We start from the raw sequence: 20,161 nt of genomic DNA, 5'->3' as shown, positions 1-20,161 counted from the left end.
GCCATGTTCGACCTGCAATCCATGCGGGATCAGCTCGCCGCCCACTATGATCTGGCCCCTAACCCGGCCCTGGCCGAACAGATGGCAGACATCTACGCCCGTATGAACCGCGTGGTGAACCCCATCGAATGGGCCGCCCATGCGCCTTATGTGGCGGCGATTCTGGAGCTGAAGAAGCAGCGCAACGCGGTGATTCTGGCGCATAACTACATGACGCCGGAAATCTATCATGGCATCTCGGACTTTGTCGGCGACAGCCTGCAGCTGGCGATTGAGGCCACCCGGGTCGAGGCTGACGTGATCGTTCAATGCGGCGTTCATTTCATGGCCGAAACCTCCAAGATCCTGAGCCCGGAAAAAACCGTGCTGATCCCAGATATGGAGGCAGGCTGCTCGCTGGCCGAAAGCATCACCGCCGAGGGTGTCGCGGAAATGCGCCGCCGCTACCCGGGCGCGCCGGTCGTCACCTATGTGAACACCACGGCTGAGGTGAAAGCCGCGTCGGACATTTGCTGCACCTCCTCCAACGCCGCGCAGATCGTTGCGGCAATGGAAGAAGACACCATCATCATGACGCCGGACCAGTATCTGGCGCAGAACATTGCCCAGCAGGTCCCGCAAAAGAACATCGTCTGGTGGGAGGGCTCCTGCATCGTGCATGAGCAGTACACCGCCAAGGACCTGCGCGACTTCCGCGAGTGGAACCCGGGCACCCGGCTGATCGCGCATCCCGAGTGCCCGCCCGATGTGGTGGCCGAGGCCGACTTCTCCGGCTCCACCAGCGGCATCGTCAAATACGTGACGGAGGAGAAGCCGGAAAAGGCCCTGCTGATCACCGAATGCTCGATGGCCTCGAACATCGCCGATCAGCTGCCTGAGGTGGAATTCGTCGGCCCCTGCAACATGTGCCCCTACATGAAGAAGATCACGCTGGAGAAAGTCCTGTGGTCGCTGCACACCATGACCGAGCCGGTCGAGGTGGACCCCGAAGTGGCCGCAAAGGCCCGTGTCGCGGTGCAGCGAATGATCGACCTTTCGCAGAAACTGGGCATCTGATCCGTGGTCGAAACCGGCCGCATTGTCATTGCCGGCGCAGGCCTTGGCGCGCTGTACGCTGCGTTAGAACTGGCCCCCAGGCCGGTTCTGGTGATCTCCCCCGAGCCCCTGGGTGAAGGCGCAAGCTCGGCCTGGGCGCAGGGCGGCGTCGCGGCGGCCATGGCCAGCCATGACACGCCAGAGGCGCACGCCGCAGATACCCTGCAGGCCGGCGCAGGCACCGTCGACCCAGAGGTCGCCGCCATGGTCACCCGCGTGGCCCGCGAGCATATCGTCGACCTGACCGAGCTTGGCACGCCCTTCGACCGCGACGCCGAAGGCAATTATGTGATGAGCCGCGAAGCCGCCCATTCCGCCGCCCGCGTGGTGCGGGTCAAGGGGGATCAGGCCGGCGATCAGATCATGCGGACGCTGATTGCCGCAGTCCGCGCGGCGCCCTCCGTGCAGGTTCTGGAAAACACCCAGGCCGTGCGGCTGGAAACCGAGGGCAGCAGCGTCACCGGCATCTGGATCACCCGCGCCGACGTGCCCTCCGCCCCGGTGCTGATCAAGGCACCCGGCGTGCTGCTGGCGGGCGGCGGCTCCGGCGGGCTTTATGCCCACACCACCAACCCGCCCCGCATCCGCGGCCAGGTGATCGGCTTTGCCGCGCGCGCCGGCGCCCGCATCGCCGATCCGGAATTCGTGCAATTCCATCCCACCGCCTTTGACATCGGCGAGGACCCGGCGCCGCTCGCCACCGAGGCCCTGCGCGGCGAAGGCGCGGTGCTAATCAATGCGAATGGCGAGCGCTTTATGCTGGCCGCGCACCCGGATGCAGAGCTTGCACCGCGCGACATCGTTGCGCGCGCCATCTTTGCCGAAACCCAGGCTGGCCGCAGGCCGATGCTCGACACCCGCGCTGCGCTGGGACCCGAGGTGCTGACCCGCTTCCCCACAGTGGCCGAAACCTGTGCCCGTGCGGGCATCGACCCGGTGCAAGAGCCGATCCCCGTTGCCGTCGCCGCCCATTACCACATGGGCGGAGTCGAGGCGGACATGAAGGGCCGGACCAGCCTGAAACGCCTCTGGGTCTGCGGCGAGGCCTCCTCCACCGGCCTGCATGGCGCCAACCGGCTCGCCTCCAACGGTTTGCTGGAGGCGCTGGTCTATGCCCGCAACGCGGCCCAGGACATGGCCTCTTTGGACAGCCCGCCAGACGCAGAAGACGTCCGCCTCAGTTGCCCGGAAGGCGGACAGGAAATGGATCAGGCTGCGCTGGAAACCCTGCGGCAGACCATGACCGCCCACGCCGGGGTGCGCCGTACTGGCGCCGGCCTGAAACAGGCGCTGGCCGCCATCACCCGGCTTGAGGCCGAACAGGCGGCAGACGAAAACTTCCTCAACATGTGCGCCACCGCCACGCTGATCGCTGCCGCCGCGCTGAGGCGCGAAGAGAGCCGCGGCGGCCATTTCCGCGACGACTTCCCCAAGGCAGACCCCGCGCAGGCCCACCGCACCCGCATCACCCTGGATGAGGCCCTGGCCATCCGCGCCAAGGCCGTGAAGGAACTGACATGAGCACCCACTTCGCCACCCTGCCCGACCTGATCCTGGAACCGATGGTGCGCGCCGCCCTGATGGAAGACCTGGGCCAGAACGGCGACATTACCACCCGCGCGGTGATCCCGGCCTCTGCCACCTACGCCGCCCGGCTGAACGCCCGCGAGGACGGCGTGGTCTCTGGGATGCAAATCGCCCGCATCGCCTTTCACCTGGTCGATGCCGGGCTGAAGGTGGACACCCTCCTGCCCGACGGCAGCCTTTGCAAGAAGGGCGACACCTTGATGACCATCGAAGGCTCCGCCGCCTCGATCCTGTCGGGGGAGCGGGTTGCGCTGAACTTTGCCGGCCGGCTGACCGGCATCGCCACCCTGACCGCGTCCTTTGCCGCGCAAACCAAGGGCACCGCCACCCGCATCACCTGCACCCGCAAGACCACACCGGGCCTGCGCATCGCAGAGAAACAGGCGGTGCTGCACGGCGGCGGCTATAACCACCGCTTCGGCCTGTCGGACGCGATCCTGATCAAGGACAACCACATTGCCGCTGCGGGCGGGATCAAGGCCGTGCTCGACGCCGCCAAGGCCAGCGTCAGCCATATGATGAAGGTGGAGATTGAGGTCGATACGCTGGACCAGCTGGCCGAGGTCATCGCCACCGGCGGCGCCGATGTGGTTCTGCTCGACAACATGGACACCCCCACGCTCGCTAAGGCGGTGGAGATGGCCAGCGGCCATGCGGTGACCGAGGCCTCCGGCAACATGCGGCTGGAGCGCATTGCCGAAGTCGCGGCAACCGGGGTCGACTACATCTCCTCCGGCGCGCTCACCCATTCCGCGCGCACCCTCGATCTGGGCCTCGACTTCTGATTTCCCGGGGCAGGCAAGCTGCGGCCGGCGGGCCTTCAAGCCTGCCAGCCCTGAGCTGTGTCGCTAGTCCGCCTGGCGCAGCTGACGGGCCGCTTCAAGCTTGTCCTGCCGCAGTGCCTCGGGCGACAGCATCAGCACAGAACCGCCGTCAATCTGACGCACCTCGAACCCTGTCCGGCCCTGTAAACCGGCGCGCAGTTCCTCCGGCAGCTGCGCGCAATCCTCGGGACGGCTTTCGCACATAACTATCTCGCGCCCGGTAAGATGGTGCAGGCGGAACGCCACCGAATGGTGCTTTTGCAGATCCGATTTGCGGGCTGCCTCCAGCGACAGATAGGTGCCGGTGACATACACCGGGCCCTGGCCTTCAGCCAGCTCCGCAGCCATTGCCCGGCTCACCCTGTGCCATTCAGACAGAACCCGGTGGGTCAGCCCGCCAAAGATCACGTGGACCGCGGTCACGGCAAACAGCAGGTTCCGGCTCAGCCGCGGCCGCCCGCTGTCGCGCAGCGTCAACACGAACAGCCCGATGAACATGGCCCCGAAGATCCACAGGAACCCGCCGGAGCGCACTGGCATGTCAATACCGCTGCGGATCACCTGCAGGCAAATCAGCGCCAGCCCCAGAAAGGCCCCGGACAGCAGGTAAATCGCCCGCCATTTGTCCTGCCGCAGCACAGCCCAGACCGCGCAGGCCAGCAAACCCCACTGCAACAGCGCCAGAACCGTGTTGTTATAGGCCCCCTTCAGCGCCAGGCTGACCAGGAACTGCCAGGCCAGTTTGGAGTTTTCCAGCGCCGACGCCAGATCCCGGGCCGGACTGGGGTTGCGCCATTCCGCCATCGGCACGCCGAACACCCCATGCACCGCATAGTTCAGCGAGTAGATTGCCAGCATGCCCAGCGCGAAACTGGCAATGAACAGCGCCAGCAGCCCCGCCAGATCCCTGGCAGAGCGCGCGACGCCCGCGCGGGTCAGGCTCAGACCCAGGATCAGGAAGGGATAGGTCGTGTAGGCCATCAGCGAAACCGGCACAAACACCAGCACCAGCCAGCGGCAGGCCCGCTCGCTCAGCCGTGTGGCCAGCCAGGCATAAAGCGCGACAATGGCCAGCCCGGGGATCAGCGTGTTGAACCACAATGAGATCAGCACCCAAGGCAGGCCGAGACCCGCAATCAGCGCCACCATCACCCGCTGCCAGATCTCTGCTTCCCGGCCAAAGGCGTTGTGCACCAGGCAGCCAAGGTAGACAGCCCACAAGAACTGATAGGCCAGGAAATTCAGCCAGGCCGGCGTCACAAAACCGCGCAGGTGCCACAGGTAATTGACCCAGCGCCCCTCAGTCAGGGTCTTTGAGTAGAACAGCGATGGATCTGCCAGCAGCGCAGGGTAGTCATCATGCCGGATCATCGGATCCGGCAGCTGGAACAGCGCGGTCAGCAGCAGCATCGCAAAGACCGCTGCCACCGTGACCGGCAGCTGCGGCAGGGCGCGCCGCGGCGCGACGCCGCTGCCGGCGGAGGCCAGTGTCATCCCGCGGCCTCCTGCAGGCGGCGGGCGCGGCGGGCCAGCACAGCGGCGCGGCCCTGAGCGATTCTGGTCACCATCGGCTGCGGCATCAGCGAGACAATACCGCGCCGCATCCGCCAGCCCAGGCTGCCCGCCAGCGGCACCTTCTGCCCGGCCGGGATTTCGGTTGCCAGCACCTCTTGCGGCAGCCCTTCCCGGCCCGCGGCATTGGTATAAAGCACGGTGTTGTAGCGGTACCACGGCTCGACGCCCTGCATGTGCTTCAACCTGGGGCGGGCGAAGTCAAAGGCGGTGAACCCGCGCGCCGCGAACATCTCCTGCCAGAAGGACAGCGGCTTTTCGTTGATGTGAAACTCGCCCCCCTGCCCCGGCACCGCGGCCGAGAACAGCACCCGGTCGGCGTGCCGGGTCAGACTGTCGACCAGCTTCTCCGAGGCCGCCTCGGGCAGGTGCTCCCCCACCTCCAGGCTCTGCGCCAGGTCGAACTTACGGCCCAGGTCAAAGGGCTTGGTCAGGTCAGCGGCATGAAACTGCTGGCGCGGGATCGCCAGCCGGTCGCGGTCGACATAATCGCCGTCAACGCCAACCACATCTGTCACACCGGCCTTGATCCATTCGCTCAGCCACACGCCGCGGCCGCTGCCAAGGTCCAGCACGCTGCCCGCCTGCAGATGCGGCTGCACCACCGAAATCATCGCCTGCGCCGAGGAGCGCGCGCCCTGGTCGATATAGTCGTAAAACTCGTTGGAATAGATATGGGACATGATTGCTCCGAACTTTACTCAGCCAGCCGCGGCATACACCCAGAGGCGGAAGATGATGAAATTCTGAACCGGCAGGATCACCGTGACGGCGGCGGCGGACAGCCAGTCCGCGCAGCCCAGAGCCGGGCCGATGAAACCGGTGATCAGCGCCGAGACAGCAAAACCGGCAGCAATGGTGCAGGCAAACCGCACCATCTGATCCGGCAAGCCCAGCGGGCGGCGGAAGGTCCACCAGGTTTGCAGCACGTATTGCACCGCAACCGCGCCAGCAAAGGCCAGGGCATTGGCTGCAGCCTGCTCCATCCCCGCGGCCAGCAGCGCGGTATAGGCCAGCACATACAGCCCCGCGACCGTCGCGCCGACGATGGAGAAGCGCAGGATCTGCCCGGTGTCCGCCATGCTCACGACGCTTCCTTGCGCAGCGGTGCGGGTTCGATCTTCACCGGCTCAGCGGGGGCGCCTTCGCCGGTTTCCTCCGACAGGAAGTACATCGGGCGCTGCTTGCTCTCCATATAGAGCCGTCCGATATACTCCCCCATAATCCCCAGCGTCAGCAGCTGGATCCCCGAGAAGAAGGACAGCGCCAGCAGCATCGACGCCCAGCCGGGCGCGGTATTGTAAAGGATCAGCGACAGGAAGACGTAAACCGCCATCAGGAAGGTCACGTAAAGGCTCAGGAACGCCAGCCGTGTCGCCATCTTCAGCGGTTTGGTGGAAAAGCCGGTCAGCGCATCGGTGGCAAAGCGCAGCATCGCCCGGAACGGATATTTCGTTTCGCCCGCAACTCGCGCATCGCGCACATACTCCAGCCCGATCTGTTTGAACCCCGCCCAGGCGAACATGCCGCGGATGAACCGCGCCCGCTCCGGCATCGCCAGCACCGCATCCAGCGCGCGGCGGCTGACCAGACGGAAATCGCCGGTATCTTTGGGGATGTCCACATCCGACAGCGTGTTCAGGAAACGGTAGAACAAAAAGGCAGTAGCCTTCTTGAACAGTGTTTCCCCCTGCCGTTCGGCCCGGCGCCCGTAGACCACGTCATAACCGCGGTCCATCATCATCATCATGTCGGGCAGGATCTCCGGCGGGTCCTGCAGGTCGGCGTCCAGCATAAAGATCCGCGCGCCGCGCGCAGCCTCCAGCCCCGCGGTCAGCGCCACCTGGTGCCCGCGGTTGGCCGACAACCGTATGCCCCGCACCACCGGGTGCCTGGCATGGGCTGCCTCAATCGCTGCCCAGGTGCCGTCGCTGGAGCCGTCATCCGCCAGGATGATCTCGGCGTCCTGCGCCCATGGTTCTATTGCCTGCACCAGCCGTTCCACCAGCAGGGGAACCGACTCTTCTTCATTGTAGCAGGGCACAACAACGGAAAGCTGCACCTTTTCGCCCTCAAATCTGTTTGTTAACCGCTCGTTAACCGCGATACTGGCCGATCCGGCGCAGGCAGGGCAACGGCGGGACGCTGAGAGCTGAATTTGCAATTAAATGGTTAAGGGCCTGTGTGCTTTCGGTAACGCACTGTGGCAAAACCGGGGCAAATGCGGACGAATTGCCGAAAATCCGCCCGCATCCCGCCCCGGTTTACAGCACGCCGCGGGGAATCGTTTCCTGCCACTCCTTGGTCACCACCACATCCCGGCCTGCGCCCTCGTAAGCGGTCACCTCGCGCCAGAGATAGAAGTTCTCCCGGTCGCAGGTCGCTTTGTTCCTGGTCTCAATCGCGACCTGCCAGCCGCCGCGTTCAAACTCAAAAGTCCAGTCACTGGCAAAAACCGCCGTAGCCGGATCATCGGGATGCACCTCATAGTGCATGGCCACATGGCTGCCCGCGCAGATGCCGTGATAGGGGTCCACCGACTTGCCGTAATCGTCAAAGGTATCCAGCACCAGCGCGCCGTCCTCCCGCGTCCAGGTGTTGGAGCTGCCGCCAGGCGCGCGCAGCTGCTCCGCCTGCAGCACCGGATACTCCCGCGGGGCGCCGGGATTTTGCGGCTCGATCTCCTGTTCCGCCTTGCGTTCCGGCAGGATCAGGGTGCACTCCTCCAGATACAGCGTCACCTCTGCCGCCTCCGGCGCGGGCCAGACAATCGGCCAATAGGACGCCGACAGCGCCAGCCGCAGCACATGCCCCGGTTTCAGGCGGTGCGCACATTCATTCAGTTCGATCTCCGCCTCATAGCGCTGCCCCGGCACCAGCTTTTGCGGCACCTCGAACCCGTTGCGGCAGGTGAGGTTCAAGGGGCGGTAAGTAGTCCGCTGCGACACGCCTTTCGGCGACACATCGCAAAGCCGCGCCACCAGCTGCGCTACCGGCTTGTCGGCGCTGAACGCCACCTTGACCCGCGGCCTGCCCAGCAGTTCCAGCGGCTCTGCCAGCGGGGCAGCGTCGAAACAGGCCGACAGCGCATCGTCAACCGCCTGATCGCCCGCCAGTTCATTGTCAAACCGCATCCCCGGGCAGAAATAGCCGGACGCCTGCCCGACCGTCGCGGGATTTCTGACCACGGTGACACCGCTGCCCGGCTGATCCGCCAGCACGCCCTGCCCCAGATGCATCACCCGGTCCCGCACATTCGGCGAGGGCCATTCAGCCTCCGCCACCCAGCGGCCCTGGCGCGGCTTGTTCTGCATGGTTGGGTTGAAGTGCTCCTGCATAAAAACGCGGTAGTCCGGCAGGTCTTCGGCGCCTGTCTCCTCGCCCTTCAGCCACCTGCCGAACCAGCGCAGCACCTCGCCGTGAAAATCCGCCGGATCCAGCTTGGCGATATGGGCATAGCGGTGCTCCCACGGGCCGATCATGGCTTTGGCGGGCACGGTCAGATTGGCTGCCAGCGCCGGCGGCGCATTCACGTAGGCATCGGCCCAGCCGGTGATCGCCAGGACCGGCGCCTGGATCGCCGTCCAGTCCTCGCAAACCGACCCGTGCTTCCAGAAATCCCCCCGTGTCTGGTGCCGCAGCCACTCCGCAGCCATGAACGGCATCCCCTCGATCCGCTTGATCCAGTCTTCGCGCCAGTCCGCCCGAAGCTCAGGATCCGCGGGCCGCGACTGGTAGGCAAACATCTGGCTGCCCCAATTGGCGTTATCGCTCAGCAGGCAACCGCCCATATAATGGATGTCGTCGGCGTAGCGGTCCACGGTCGAGGCCACCGACACCACTGCCTTCAACGCCTCCGGACGGCGGAAGGCCAGCTGCAGACCGTTGAAGCCGCCCCAGCTGATGCCGATCATGCCGATATTGCCGCCGCACCAGTCCTGCGCCGCGATCCAGGCCAGCACCGCCTCGCCGTCGCTCAGCTCCTGTTCGGAATATTCATCGTCAAACACCCCTTCGCTGTCGCCGGTGCCTGCAATATCCACCCGGATGCAGGCATATCCTTCGGCGGCAAAAACCGTGTGCGTGGTCTCGTCCCGAGGCGCGGTGCCGTCGCGCTTGCGGTAGGGCAGATACTCCAGGATCGCCGGAAACGGCCCCGCGCCCTCTGGCAGCCAGATCCGCGCCGACAGCCTGCGGCCATCCGGCAGAGGGATCCAAGTGTTCTCAATGATGCGGTAAGCGCCGGGCATGGGGATATTCCTGTCGTTGGTTTGGCATCTGCCACTTAAGCAAACTCTCCAGATCAGCCGCCGAAGGAAAGGGAGCATTTGTAAGCGGATGTAAGCGAACTGACGCGGTTTAGACCCGAATCGAGACGGCCAGCTTGGGAACGCCGCTGATTTTTTGCGTTTTCCTGCCCGATCCGGCCGCACCCGAACGGAACAGCCGGGCGGAGCCGGTTTATCCCGGCAAACGGCACCGGCACGGTTACTCCGGCAGTTTCGGCGCCGATTTATCCAGGGCCAGCTCCGCGTCCGAGAATTTCCAAGGCCCCCGCACCCCCGGCACCCCCTCCGGTGCGATCTGCATCCCCCGGTGCTTGATCTGCGGATCCTCGAACGCCTGGCCGATGGTGTTGATCGGCCCTGCAGGCACCGTTGCCGCCTCCAGCGCCGCCAGCAGATCCGCTTGCGTCCACTGAGCCAGCACGGCCTCCAGAATCGCCGTCAGCGCCTTGCGGTTGGCGACCCGCAACTGATTGGTCTGGAAACGCGCATCCGCCTTGGCCTCCGCCAGACCCAGCACGCCGCAAAGCCGCTGGAATTGACCGTCATTTCCCACTGCCAGGATCACATGGCCATCCTGCACCGCCATCACCTGATAAGGCGCGATGTTCGGGTGATCGTTGCCCAGCCGGGTGGGGCTTTCGCCGGTCGCCAGATAATTCATCGCCTGGTTCGCCAGCAGGGCCGTTGCGCAATCCAGCAGCGACATGTCCAGATGCTGGCCGCGCCCTGTCCGGTGGCGCTGCTCCACCGCCGCCAGAATGCCGATCGTGCCATAGAGCCCGGTGACGATGTCGGTGATTGCCACACCGACCTTTTGCGGCTGGCCGTCCTGCGCGCCGGTGATCGACATCAGTCCCGACATGCCCTGCAGAAGAAAGTCATACCCCGCCCGCTTGGCATAAGGACCGTCCTGGCCAAAGCCGGTCACGGAGCAATAGATCAGCCGGGGATTGATTTTGCTGAGGCTGTTATAATCCAGCCCGTATTTCTTCAGCCCGCCGACCTTGAAGTTCTCAATCAGGATGTCGGCATCCTGGATCAGTCCAAGAACCGCCTGCTTGCCTTCTTCAGTGCGAAAATCGGCCGTCACACAATCCTTGCCGCGGTTGGCGGCATAGTAATAAGCAGCTGACGTGTCGCCGTCGCGTTCAATGAAGGGCGGGCCCCATTTGCGGGTATCGTCGCCGTCCGGGCTCTCCACCTTGACCACTTCGGCGCCGAGATCCGCCAGCGACTGGCCGATCCAGGGCCCGGCCAGAATACGCGCCAGTTCAACCACCTTGAGGCCTGCAAGCGGGGTCATGGGCACTCCTCCCTGTTGGTGCCGTCCTCTTTGCCGGTATGCTTAGCCGCTGCGCCGCCCTGCTGCAAGATTTGATCAAATCCCGGGCCAGCGAAACGCCCTGCAGGCCGAAAGCAGGAAATCACCTGTTTTCCGCGCCCCAAGACGCACAACACTTGCGGCTGTCCATCAGATAAAATTCCCGATGGCCCCGGCCACAACATTATGTTAGCGATAACTCAACTTTAACCGGCCACATGCCAGCTGAGGCGATTGAATTGCCCCGCCTCAGGCGGCACAATGACCCGGCCCCGGGTTCAATTCTTGGCCTCAATGGAACAGCGATGTAAAATCAATGGTTTCCCGCGTCATTCCCGTCCAGCCCTTTGACCTCGTGCTGTTTGGCGCGACCGGGGACCTGGCCCGCCGCAAGATCCTTCCGGCCCTGTTTCACCGCTTTCAGATCGGCCAGTTCGATAGCAACTGCCGGATCATCGGCAGCTCGCGCAGCGACCTCACCGCAGAAGCGTTCCGCAGCCAGACCGCCGATGCGATCCGCGAGTTCGGCCAGGACGTGGAAACCAAAGCCGAGGAAATTGCCGGCTTCACCGCGCTTCTGGACTATGTCGCGGTGGATGCCCGCGGCGAGAACGGCTGGGATGCGATTCACGGGAAACTGCGCGAGGATGCGATCCGCGCCTTCTACCTGTCGGTGGGGCCGGCCCTGTTTCCCGATATCGCCCGCCGCCTCAGCGAGACCGGCATCGCCACGCCCGAAAGCCGCATTGTGCTGGAGAAGCCGTTCGGCCATGACCTCGCCTCGGCCCGGGGGCTGAACGCGGCGCTGCGGGAGCACTTCGAGGAACAGCAGATCTACCGGATCGACCACTATCTGGGCAAGGAAACAGTGCAGAACCTGATGGCGCTGCGCTTTGCCAATTCGCTGTTCGAACCCCTCTGGAACTCCTCTCATATCGACCACGTGCAGATCACCGTGGCCGAAAGCATCGGCATTGAGGGGCGCGAGGAATATTACGACAAATCCGGCGCCATGCGGGACATGGTGCAGAACCACCTGATGCAGCTTCTGTGCTTGACCGCGATGGAGCCGCCCGCCCATTTTGCCCCCAACGCGGTGCGCGACGAGAAGGTCAAGGTGATCGAAGCGCTGCGCCCGGTGGCGCAGGCCAGCATCGCCCGCGGCCAATACCGCGGCAAAAACGGGGACGGCTACCGCGATCACGCGGGCAACCCCGCGAGCCGCACCGAAAGCTATATTGCGCTGAAGGTCGAGGTGGCGAACTGGCGCTGGGCCGGCACCCCCTTCTACCTGCGCACCGGCAAGCGCCTGCGCGAGCGGGTGAGCGAGATTGCGGTTTATTTCCGCGACCCGCCGCACAACATCTTCGAAGGCTCCGGCCCGATCCACGGCAACGTGCTGGTGATCCGGCTGCAGCCGGATGAGGGCATCACGCTGAAGACCACCATCAAGGACCCCGGCCCCGGCGGCATGCGGCTGACCGGCGCCAACCTGGACATGACCTTCGCGGATGAGCTGCCGGAATCGGGCCGCCCGCAAGACGCCTATGAGCGGCTGATCATGGATGTGATCCGCGGCAACCAGACCCTGTTCATGCGCGGCGACGAGGTCGAAGCCGCCTGGGCCTGGGCCGATCCGATCATCGCCGGGTGGCAAGACACCGGCGAAGCCCCGCAGCCCTACGACAGCGGCAGCGCCGGACCCGATGATTCGCTTTTGCTGATCCACCGCGACGGCCGCCGCTGGCGCAGTATCGGAACCTGAGACAGCCGCCCTCCCCTTTGCCCCCGCAGTTTGCTACAAAGGCCCCACATGACCTTGAATTCCACACTGGCCGCCGTCACCGACCGCATTATCGCCCGCAGCGAAACCACCCGTGCAGCCTATCTGGAGCGGATGCGCGCGGCCCGTGGCAAGGGGCCCGCGCGGGCACATCTGTCCTGCTCCGGCCAGGCCCATGCCTATGCCGCCACCGGACCGGACCAGCAGACACTGGCAGAGGCCTCCAAGGGGCATCTGGGAATTATCACGGCCTACAACGACATGCTGTCGGCGCATCAGCCGTTCGAGACCTACCCGGCGCTGATCCGCGATACGGTGCGCCAGGCCGGCGGCACCGCGCAGGTGGCGGGCGGGGTGCCCGCGATGTGCGACGGCGTCACCCAGGGCGAGGCCGGGATGGAGCTCAGCCTGTTTTCCCGCGACACCATCGCCATGGCCACCGGCGTCGCGCTCAGCCACAACGTCTTTGACGCCGCGGTGTTTCTCGGCGTCTGCGACAAGATCGTGCCGGGGCTGGTGATCGGCGCCCAGGCGTTCGGCCATATCCCGGCGGTGTTCCTGCCCGCGGGACCCATGACCAGCGGCCTGGCCAATGACGAAAAGGCGCATATCCGCCAGAAATTCGCCGCTGGCGAGATCGGCCGCGAGGAGCTGCTGAAGGCCGAGATGGCCGCCTACCACGGCCCCGGCACCTGCACCTTCTACGGCACCGCCAACACCAATCAGATGCTGATGGAGTTCATGGGGCTGCATCTGCCCGGATCGTCCTTCGTGAACCCGGGCACGCCGCTGCGCGAGGCGCTGACGGTGGCGGGCGCCAAGCGCGCCCTGTCGCTCAGCGCCCTTGGCAACACTTACACCCCGGTTTGCGACGTTCTGGACGAGAAGGCCTATGCCAACGGCATCGTCGGGCTGATGGCCACCGGCGGCTCGACCAATCTGCTGATCCACCTGATTGCCATGGCGCGGGCGGGCGGCATCCTGCTCGACTGGCAGGACTTTGCAGAGCTGTCGGATGCGGTGCCGCTCCTGGCCCGGGTCTATCCCAACGGGCTGGCCGACGTGAACCATTTCCACGCGGCCGGCGGGCTGGGCTACATGATCGGCGAGCTGCTGAAAACAGGCCTTCTGCACCCGGACACCAGAACGGTGGCGGGCGACGGGCTGGAGCATTACACGCAGGAACCCTTCCTGACGGAGGACGGCCTCACCTTCCGCCCAGGCCCGGGGCAGAGCCTGAACGACGCGGTTCTGCGCCCGGCGGATGCGCCGTTCCAGAAATCCGGCGGGCTGAAGCGGCTGGCCGGCAACCTGGGCACCGCGGTCATCAAGGTCTCGGCGGTGGCGAAGGAGCACCACGTGGTCCAAGCCCCCGCCCGCGTCTTTCACGACCAGGAGGAGGCCAAGACCGCCTTCAAGGCGGGCGAGCTGACCGGCGACGTGATCGTGGTGGTGCGCTTTCAGGGCCCCAAGGCAAACGGAATGCCGGAACTGCACAGCCTCACCCCCTTCCTCGGCATCATGCAGGGCCGCGGCCAGAAGGTGGCGCTGGTCACGGATGGCCGGATGTCAGGCGCTTCCGGCAAGGTGCCGGCAGCGATCCACGTGGTGCCTGAGGCGTTGGACGGCGGGCCGATTTCCCGGATCCAGGACGGCGACGTGCTGCGGCTGGATGCAGCCAAGGGCACATTGGAAGTCCTCACCGAAGGCGCGCTGGAGCGCGAGCCCGCCACCGCTGACCTCAGCGCCCATCAGCACGGCACCGGGCGCGAGCTGTTTTCCCTGTTCCGCCGCTCGGTCGCTTCGGCCGACGAAGGCGCCAGCGTGTTTGGAGTGTAAACCATGCGGATAACCCCACAGGACGCCAGCCTGCGCACCTGCGAGATTTGCGCCCTGGCGCCGGTGATGCCGGTGCTGGTGGTGGAGGATGCGGCCCGCGCCCGTCCGTTGGCCCAGGCGCTGGTTGCGGGCGGCCTGCCCGCGCTGGAAGTCACCCTGCGGACCGGCGCTGCGCTGGACGTGATCCGGGAGATGGCACAGGTGAAGGGCGGCGTTGTCGGGGCCGGCACGCTGGTCACTCCCAAGGACGCTGAAGCCGCCAAGGAGGCCGGCGCCCAGTTCGGCGTCTCCCCCGGTGCGACCGATGCCCTGCTCGACGCCTGCGAAGCGATCGGCCTGCCGCTCTTGCCCGGCGCGGCCACCGCGACCGAGGCGATGCGGCTCTTGGCCCGCGGCTACGGGATGCTCAAGTTCTTCCCGGCTGAGGCCTCGGGCGGTGCCCCGGCACTGAAAGCCATCGGCGCACCGCTGCCGCAGATCTCCTTCTGCCCCACCGGCGGCATTAGCCCGGCTAATGCCGAAAGCTACCTGAGCCTGCCCAATGTGGTCTGCGCCGGCGGCAGTTGGGTGGCTCCCGCGGATCTGGTCAAGGCCGGCGACTGGGGTGCCATCGAGGTTCTGGCACGCGACGCCAGCAAGCTGGGCAAAAGTTAAGCCAGCGCAAAATCACTCTGGCACTTCCGCGCGCCACGGCGGGTTTGCACCGGCGCGCGAAACCGACACAGCCGCCGCCCTCACGGCAAACCGCAAGCAGGCCTTCAAATCCGGTTCGGCAATTTCCCCGGAGGCCGCCGCCTTCAGCACCCCTCGCTCCTGCGCCATCGCCAGGAAGCCTGCGTTGAAGGTGTCGCCCGCCCCGACCGTGTCGGCAACAGTGACAGGCACCGCCGCGGCGGTCACAACCTGCCCGTCCGGCAGATAGGCCTCTGCCCCTTCCCGGCCGCGGGTCAGCAGTATCAGTTTCGGCCCGGCAGCGAACAGCCCGCTCAGTTTGGTGCGCGTGTCCCCGCGGGGACAAAGCCAGGAAAGGTCCTCCTCAGACACCTTCACGATATCCGCCAGCGCTACCATTTTCTCCAGCCGCGCGCGGTAGGCGGCCTCATCCCGTGAAAACCCGGCCCGCACGTTCGGATCCAGCATCACAGGCCGGCGGCCAGCCTCGCGCTGCGACAGCGCCAGATAGGCGTCTGCCGCAGGCGGGTTGCACAGGCTGATGCCGCCAAGCAGCAGCGCGCTCACGCTGTCCGGCAAGTCCGGCAGCGCCTGCGGGGTGAGCGACGAGCCGGCGGAACCGGTGTCAAAAAAACTGTAACTGGCGTCCCCGTCCGTCAGGTGGACAAAGGCCAGGGTGCAAGGCCTTGGGCTGGTGACCGCCAGCGAGGTATCCACACCAGCCGCCGCCAGCGCCTGCGTCAGCTGCTGCCCGAACACATCCGTGGACAGCCCGGTGAACAGCCCTGCCTGCACGCCGAGGCGGCCAAGCGCCAGCGCGGTATTGAACGAAGCGCCGCCGCCATGCGGGACATATGCCGCCTGCCCCGTTGCGGTCTCGCCGGGGATCATGTCGATCAGCGCTTCGCCGCAGCAGAGGATCATGGCGCGCCTGCGCCGCTGCCGAAGCCGAGCGCGTTCTGATAGGCAAACAGCGCGGGCAGCCCGCCGGTGTGCAGCAGCAGCACTTTCTGCCCCTTGCGGATGATGCCCTGTTCCAGCAGCCCCAGCAGCCCGGCAAAGGTCTTGGCGGAATAAACCGGGTCCAGCAGGATCCCCTCAGCCGCGGCCATGCGCTGGAGCGCGGCGCGTGCCGTGCCGCCTGCACGGCCGTAACCGGGTGCCAAGGCGCCGTCCCAGGTGAGGATGCCGTCGCCGGAAAACGGCCGCGGAATGTTCATCAGCCTGGCCAGCTCTGCGGTCACCTGCTCCAACCGCGCCTTTTGCTGCCGGGCATCGCGGCGCACGCAGATACCATAGACCCGCGCGGTAATGCCGGCCAGGCGCACTCCGGTCAGGAACCCGCCATGGGTGGCCCCGCTCCCCGAGGGCACCACCGCGGCATCAAAACCGCCAATTTGCGCCGCCAGTTCCGCCCCGCCCCGAACATAGCCCAGCGCGCCCAGCGGCGGATGGCCAAGCGCCAGCGGGATGATGTAAGGAGTGCGGCCTGCCGCGCGCAGCTGCTCTGCCCGCGCTTCCAATGCGGCATCCGCGCCGGCCTCGTCCTCCCCTTCCGGATAACTCATGATATCTGCACCCAGTATATCCGCCAGGAAGACATTGCCCGAACGGTGGTAGAGCGGGTCCATTCCGGGCACCCGCTCCTCCCGCTGCAATACCGCCTGCATCCCGTATTTCGCGGCCGCCGCGGCGGCGGTGCGGGTAAAGTTCGACTGCACCGCGCCGGTGATCAGGATGGTGTCCGCCCGGGCCGCCAGCGCAGCGCCGATATAGAACTCCAGCTGCCGGGTCTTGTTGCCGCCAAAGCTGAGGCCCGTGAGGTCATCGCGCTTGATCCAGAGGTCGAGGCCCAGCTCCTGCGACAGGCGGTCCAGCCGCTCCAGCGGGGTCGGCTGCGACAGCAGGCTGGCCCGGGGGAAGGGGGAAAGCAGCGTGTCTATGCGGGACATTGCGGTCTCTTTCTTACGGGTCAAGCTGCGGAAGCGGCGCCGCCCGAAGGCAGGCGGCCACCGGGACTTTTGACCGCATCCTGTCCGGACCGCATCACGTTGGCGCAGATTGCGCAGCCGGGCAAGGCCCCGGGGGCAGCGGTTGCTTTCCAGGCGCTGCGCCCCCATGTCCCTGCGAAGCACTGGAAATCCAAGGATACGCGCCATGACAGAGACCGCCCACAGCCCCGCCCTGCGGGTCGATATCATTTCCGACGTGGTCTGCCCGTGGTGCGCGGTCGGCTACAACCAGCTGGCCTTTGCCGCCCGCCGCGCCGGGGTGGCATTGGACATCCACTGGCAGCCGTTTGAGCTGAACCCGGATATGGCGCCCGAAGGCGAAGACCTGCGCGAGCATCTGGCCGCGAAATACGGCAGCACGGCAGAGCAGTCGGCCCAAGTGCGGGCGCAGCTGACGGAACTGGGCGAGGCCCTGGGCTTCACCTTCCGCTTCTTTGACGGGATGCGGATCTACAACACCTTTCAGGCGCATCAGCTGATCGAATGGGCCGAAGAGCACGGCAAGGGCCACGAGATGAAACAGGCGCTGCTGAGCGCGTATTTCACTGATGGCAAGGATGTCTCGGATACTGATGTGCTGGTGCAAACCGCCGAAAGCCTCGGCTTGGACGGTACCGATGCGCGAGCGGCCCTGGAGAGTGGCAAACACGCGGACAACGTGCGACAGCGCGAGGCCTTCTGGGTGCAGCAAGGCATCCGCGGCGTGCCTGCCATGGTGTTCAACGGCCGCCACCTGGTGACCGGCGCGCAAGGGGTCGAGAACTACGCCAGCATTCTGGAGCAACTGGGACAGGCAGAAAAGACGTTTTGACGGCCCCGGATTTCGGGAGACCGCCTAGGCGCAGTTCGGTGCGCTGATCGTTCGCCCGGGCGGGTGCGGAACGCGCCCGCCGTGGGGCGGGCGGACGCGTGCCTGCCCTGGCGCGACAGGCGAAAGGACTCTGTACCAGTCAGGTTCACCCCTGCGGCAGGCACTGGGCGATCGCGGTTTCCAGCTTGTCCACCACCTCGGTGATCTGCTCCTCGGTGATGATGAAGGGCGGCGCCAGCAGGATGTGGTCGCCGTTCCGGCCGTCGCGGGTGCCCGCCATCGGGTAGCAGATCAGCCCGGCCTGAAAGGCTGCCTTCTTGATCCGCCCGGCCAGTCCCAGCGCGGGATCAAACGGCTGCTTGGTGGCGCGGTCGGCCACCAGCTCCACCCCGCGGAACAGGCCGCGGCCGCGGATGTCGCCCACGTTGGGATGCTGGCCGAAACGCTCCTCCAGCGCCGCCTGCAACTTCTCTCCCATCTCAGCGCAGCGCTGCACCAGGCCGCGCTCCAGCATCGCCTTGACCACGGCGAGGCCCGCAGCGGTCGCTACGGGATGGCCGATATAGGTGTGGCCGTGCTGGAAGAAACCGGAGCCATGCTCGATCGCCTCATAAATCTGCCGGGTGCAGAGCATCGCGCCGATCGGCTGGTAACCGGCCCCCAACCCCTTGGCGATACACAGGATATCGGGCGCCACGCCATCCGCCTCGCAGGCGAACAGATGCCCGGTGCGGCCCATACCGCACATCACCTCATCCAGGATCAGCAGCACGCCGTACTGGTCGCAGATCTCGCGGATGCGCTTGAAATAGCCCTCAACTGCCGGCACCGCACCGGAGGTGGCGCCGACAACCGGCTCCGCCATGAAGGCCATCACCGAATCCGGGCCAAGGCGCAGGATTTCCGCTTCCAGCTCATTTGCCACCCGCTGGCCGTAGTCATAGCTGCTCTCGCCCTCTCCCCGGCCGGTGTATTCGTAACAGGGTGAGATGTGGGAGATGCCGATCAGCAGCGGTGCAAACTGGGTGCGGCGCCATTCATTGCCGCCAGCGGCCAGCGCTCCAAGGGTGTTGCCGTGGTAGCTCTGCTTGCGGGCGATGATGTGCCGGCGCTGCGGCTCGCCGCGCTCCAGGTGGTACTGGCGGGCCAGTTTGATGGCAGCCTCGGTCGCCTCCGACCCGCCGGAAACGAAATAGACCCGGTCAATGTCCCCCGGCGCGTTGGCCACCAGCAGGTCCGCCAGTTCCTCCGCCGGTTCCGAAGTGAGAAAGCCGGTATGAGCAAAGGCCAGCTTGCCGACCTGCTCCTGCACCGCCTTGATCACATCGGCGTCGGAATGGCCAAGGCAGGAGACCGCGGCGCCGCCGGAGCCATCGAAATAGCGCTTGCCGTCCGCGTCGATCAGATAGCAGCCGTCACCGGCAACGGCGGTGGGCAGGCTGGCTTTGGTGTGGCGGGGAAAGACATGACTCATGATCGGCACTCCTTGAGGGTATGGCCCTGGGCCTTTGCGGCCTGAACGAAGGCGGTAACAGAGGCCGCATTGTCTGCCAGCAGCCCGCCATCCGGTGTTTCGATGTTATTCTCAAATCCGATTCGCGCATCCCCTCCAGCGGCAACCGCCGCCAGCAGGCAGGCTTGCTCATTGCGGCCAAAGGCGCAGGCAGCCCAGCTGAGGCGCAGATCCGCCGCAGCGTCCTGAAAGACAGCAAGCCCTTCGGGCCGGGCCAGAACCGGCGGAGTGTATTTGCCCAAGACAAAGATCGCATGGCGCATGGCAGCCGGGACAATGCCGTCCTGATACCAGACGCGCAGCCGGGCGATGCAGTCCGGACCGTATAGAATATGCTGCACCTGCGTGCCTGCCTCCGCACATAAGGCGTAGGCGCGCGCGGCCAGGTCCGGATCCCGCGCCATTTCCCGCACCGAGACAGAGGCCGCTGCCGGGCGCAGCGCCTCCAGACAGGCGAACTGGGCCGCCACATCATAGATGCCGGCGCTTTCCGTGGTGATTTGCACCGCCATTTCCGGCGCGCTTTCGCGCACCGCATCAAGGGCTTCGCGGTAGCGCCCAGCATCCAGCGAGTGCCGCCCGTCACCATCGCGCACATGCAGATGCAGCGCGTGGGCACCTGCAGCGAAACAGGCCGCTGCGGTTTCCGCCGTCTGCTGCGGCGTCACCGGCAGCTGCGGGTGATCCCCGCGCCCCCGCCGGGCCCCGTTGGGCGCCACCATCAAACTGTATTCCACCGCTCTCCTCCGTTGCCGCCTGACCCGGTGCGACTCGTATCCGGGCTGCCCGCAGCTTGGCCCGTCGGCACATCCGGTCTCAAGGATACAGCGTCAGAACATTTGT

The 20,161-nt window shown here is 65.9% G+C and carries 17 protein-coding genes; 7 read left to right on the top strand and 10 right to left on the bottom strand.

The window, feature by feature from the left end; all coding sequences use genetic code 11:
- The first annotated feature begins 3 nt into the window (after window positions 1-3).
- The 3 genes from nadA to nadC are packed head-to-tail and all read left to right on the top strand — an operon-like array spanning window position 4 to window position 3,467.
- Window positions 4-1,056: a quinolinate synthase NadA gene (gene nadA / locus PHA8399_RS04400; protein ID WP_058284974.1), complete on the top strand. Its 1,053-nt coding sequence runs from the start codon at window positions 4-6 to the stop codon at window positions 1,054-1,056.
- Window positions 1,057-1,059: 3 nt separating this feature from the next.
- Window positions 1,060-2,616: an L-aspartate oxidase gene (locus tag PHA8399_RS04395; RefSeq protein ID WP_058284973.1), complete on the top strand. Its 1,557-nt coding sequence runs from the start codon at window positions 1,060-1,062 to the stop codon at window positions 2,614-2,616.
- Window positions 2,613-3,467, top strand: a complete 855-nt coding sequence (nadC, locus tag PHA8399_RS04390; protein WP_058284972.1) for a carboxylating nicotinate-nucleotide diphosphorylase — start codon at window positions 2,613-2,615, stop codon at window positions 3,465-3,467. Before PHA8399_RS04395 ends, nadC begins: the two co-directional genes overlap by 4 nt.
- A 63-nt stretch (window positions 3,468-3,530) precedes the next feature.
- Here the strand turns inward: nadC and PHA8399_RS04385 are convergent, their stop codons facing one another.
- The 6 genes from PHA8399_RS04385 to PHA8399_RS04360 form a co-directional block, all read right to left on the bottom strand.
- A complete protein-coding gene (locus tag PHA8399_RS04385; protein WP_058284971.1) occupies window positions 3,531-5,000 on the bottom strand; it encodes a hypothetical protein in 1,470 nt (489 codons plus the stop codon).
- Window positions 4,997-5,761: a class I SAM-dependent methyltransferase gene (locus tag PHA8399_RS04380; protein WP_058284970.1), complete on the bottom strand. Its 765-nt coding sequence runs from the start codon at window positions 5,759-5,761 to the stop codon at window positions 4,997-4,999. The genes PHA8399_RS04385 and PHA8399_RS04380 overlap by 4 nt, the downstream gene beginning before the upstream one ends.
- An 18-nt stretch (window positions 5,762-5,779) precedes the next feature.
- A complete protein-coding gene (locus PHA8399_RS04375) occupies window positions 5,780-6,160 on the bottom strand; it encodes a GtrA family protein (protein WP_058284969.1) in 381 nt (126 codons plus the stop codon).
- Between the two features lie 2 nt (window positions 6,161-6,162).
- A complete protein-coding gene (locus PHA8399_RS04370) occupies window positions 6,163-7,140 on the bottom strand; it encodes a glycosyltransferase family 2 protein (protein WP_058284968.1) in 978 nt (325 codons plus the stop codon).
- Window positions 7,141-7,342: 202 nt separating this feature from the next.
- Window positions 7,343-9,328 carry a CocE/NonD family hydrolase gene (locus PHA8399_RS04365; protein WP_058284967.1) on the bottom strand — a complete coding sequence of 662 codons (1,986 nt, stop codon included), beginning with the start codon at window positions 9,326-9,328 and terminating at the stop codon, window positions 7,343-7,345.
- Between the two features lie 238 nt (window positions 9,329-9,566).
- Entirely contained in the window at window positions 9,567-10,670 is a 1,104-nt protein-coding gene (locus tag PHA8399_RS04360; RefSeq protein ID WP_058284966.1) for a CaiB/BaiF CoA transferase family protein, read from the bottom strand.
- Between the two features lie 334 nt (window positions 10,671-11,004).
- Here PHA8399_RS04360 and zwf point away from each other — a divergent pair, with 334 nt between their 5' ends.
- Genes zwf through eda form a run of 3 tightly spaced genes read left to right on the top strand, consistent with a single transcriptional unit; the run spans window position 11,005 to window position 14,964 of the window.
- Window positions 11,005-12,453, top strand: a complete 1,449-nt coding sequence (gene zwf, locus PHA8399_RS04355; protein WP_058284965.1) for a glucose-6-phosphate dehydrogenase — start codon at window positions 11,005-11,007, stop codon at window positions 12,451-12,453.
- Between the two features lie 48 nt (window positions 12,454-12,501).
- Window positions 12,502-14,310, top strand: coding sequence for a phosphogluconate dehydratase (edd, locus tag PHA8399_RS04350; RefSeq protein ID WP_058284964.1), 1,809 nt, complete (start codon window positions 12,502-12,504; stop codon window positions 14,308-14,310).
- Window positions 14,311-14,313: 3 nt separating this feature from the next.
- Entirely contained in the window at window positions 14,314-14,964 is a 651-nt protein-coding gene (gene eda, locus PHA8399_RS04345; protein WP_058284963.1) for a bifunctional 4-hydroxy-2-oxoglutarate aldolase/2-dehydro-3-deoxy-phosphogluconate aldolase, read from the top strand.
- Window positions 14,965-14,976: 12 nt separating this feature from the next.
- Here eda and PHA8399_RS04340 read toward each other — a convergent pair whose 3' ends face one another.
- Both PHA8399_RS04340 and PHA8399_RS04335 read right to left on the bottom strand, forming a co-directional pair.
- A complete protein-coding gene (locus PHA8399_RS04340) occupies window positions 14,977-15,906 on the bottom strand; it encodes a carbohydrate kinase family protein (RefSeq protein ID WP_058284962.1) in 930 nt (309 codons plus the stop codon).
- Window positions 15,903-16,934, bottom strand: a complete 1,032-nt coding sequence (locus tag PHA8399_RS04335) for a D-cysteine desulfhydrase family protein (RefSeq protein ID WP_058285243.1) — start codon at window positions 16,932-16,934, stop codon at window positions 15,903-15,905. Before PHA8399_RS04335 ends, PHA8399_RS04340 begins: the two co-directional genes overlap by 4 nt.
- 205 nt (window positions 16,935-17,139) lie before the next feature.
- Between PHA8399_RS04335 and PHA8399_RS04330 the strand changes: the two genes are divergently transcribed.
- On the top strand, window positions 17,140-17,805 hold the full coding sequence (locus tag PHA8399_RS04330) for a DsbA family oxidoreductase (RefSeq protein ID WP_058284961.1): 666 nt from the start codon (window positions 17,140-17,142) through the stop codon (window positions 17,803-17,805).
- A gap of 145 nt (window positions 17,806-17,950) precedes the next feature.
- Here the strand turns inward: PHA8399_RS04330 and PHA8399_RS04325 are convergent, their stop codons facing one another.
- Window positions 17,951-19,279 (bottom strand): aspartate aminotransferase family protein, encoded by a 1,329-nt coding sequence (locus tag PHA8399_RS04325; RefSeq protein ID WP_058284960.1) that lies wholly within the window; start codon window positions 19,277-19,279, stop codon window positions 17,951-17,953.
- Window positions 19,276-20,040, bottom strand: coding sequence for a beta-keto acid cleavage family enzyme (locus tag PHA8399_RS04320; RefSeq protein WP_058284959.1), 765 nt, complete (start codon window positions 20,038-20,040; stop codon window positions 19,276-19,278). The genes PHA8399_RS04325 and PHA8399_RS04320 overlap by 4 nt, the downstream gene beginning before the upstream one ends.
- Window positions 20,041-20,161 lie beyond the last annotated feature (121 nt).

Source organism: Leisingera aquaemixtae, assembly GCF_001458395.1.
Taxonomy (GTDB): Bacteria; Pseudomonadota; Alphaproteobacteria; order Rhodobacterales; family Rhodobacteraceae; genus Leisingera; species Leisingera aquaemixtae.
This window is presented reverse-complemented; position numbering and strand designations above follow the sequence as displayed.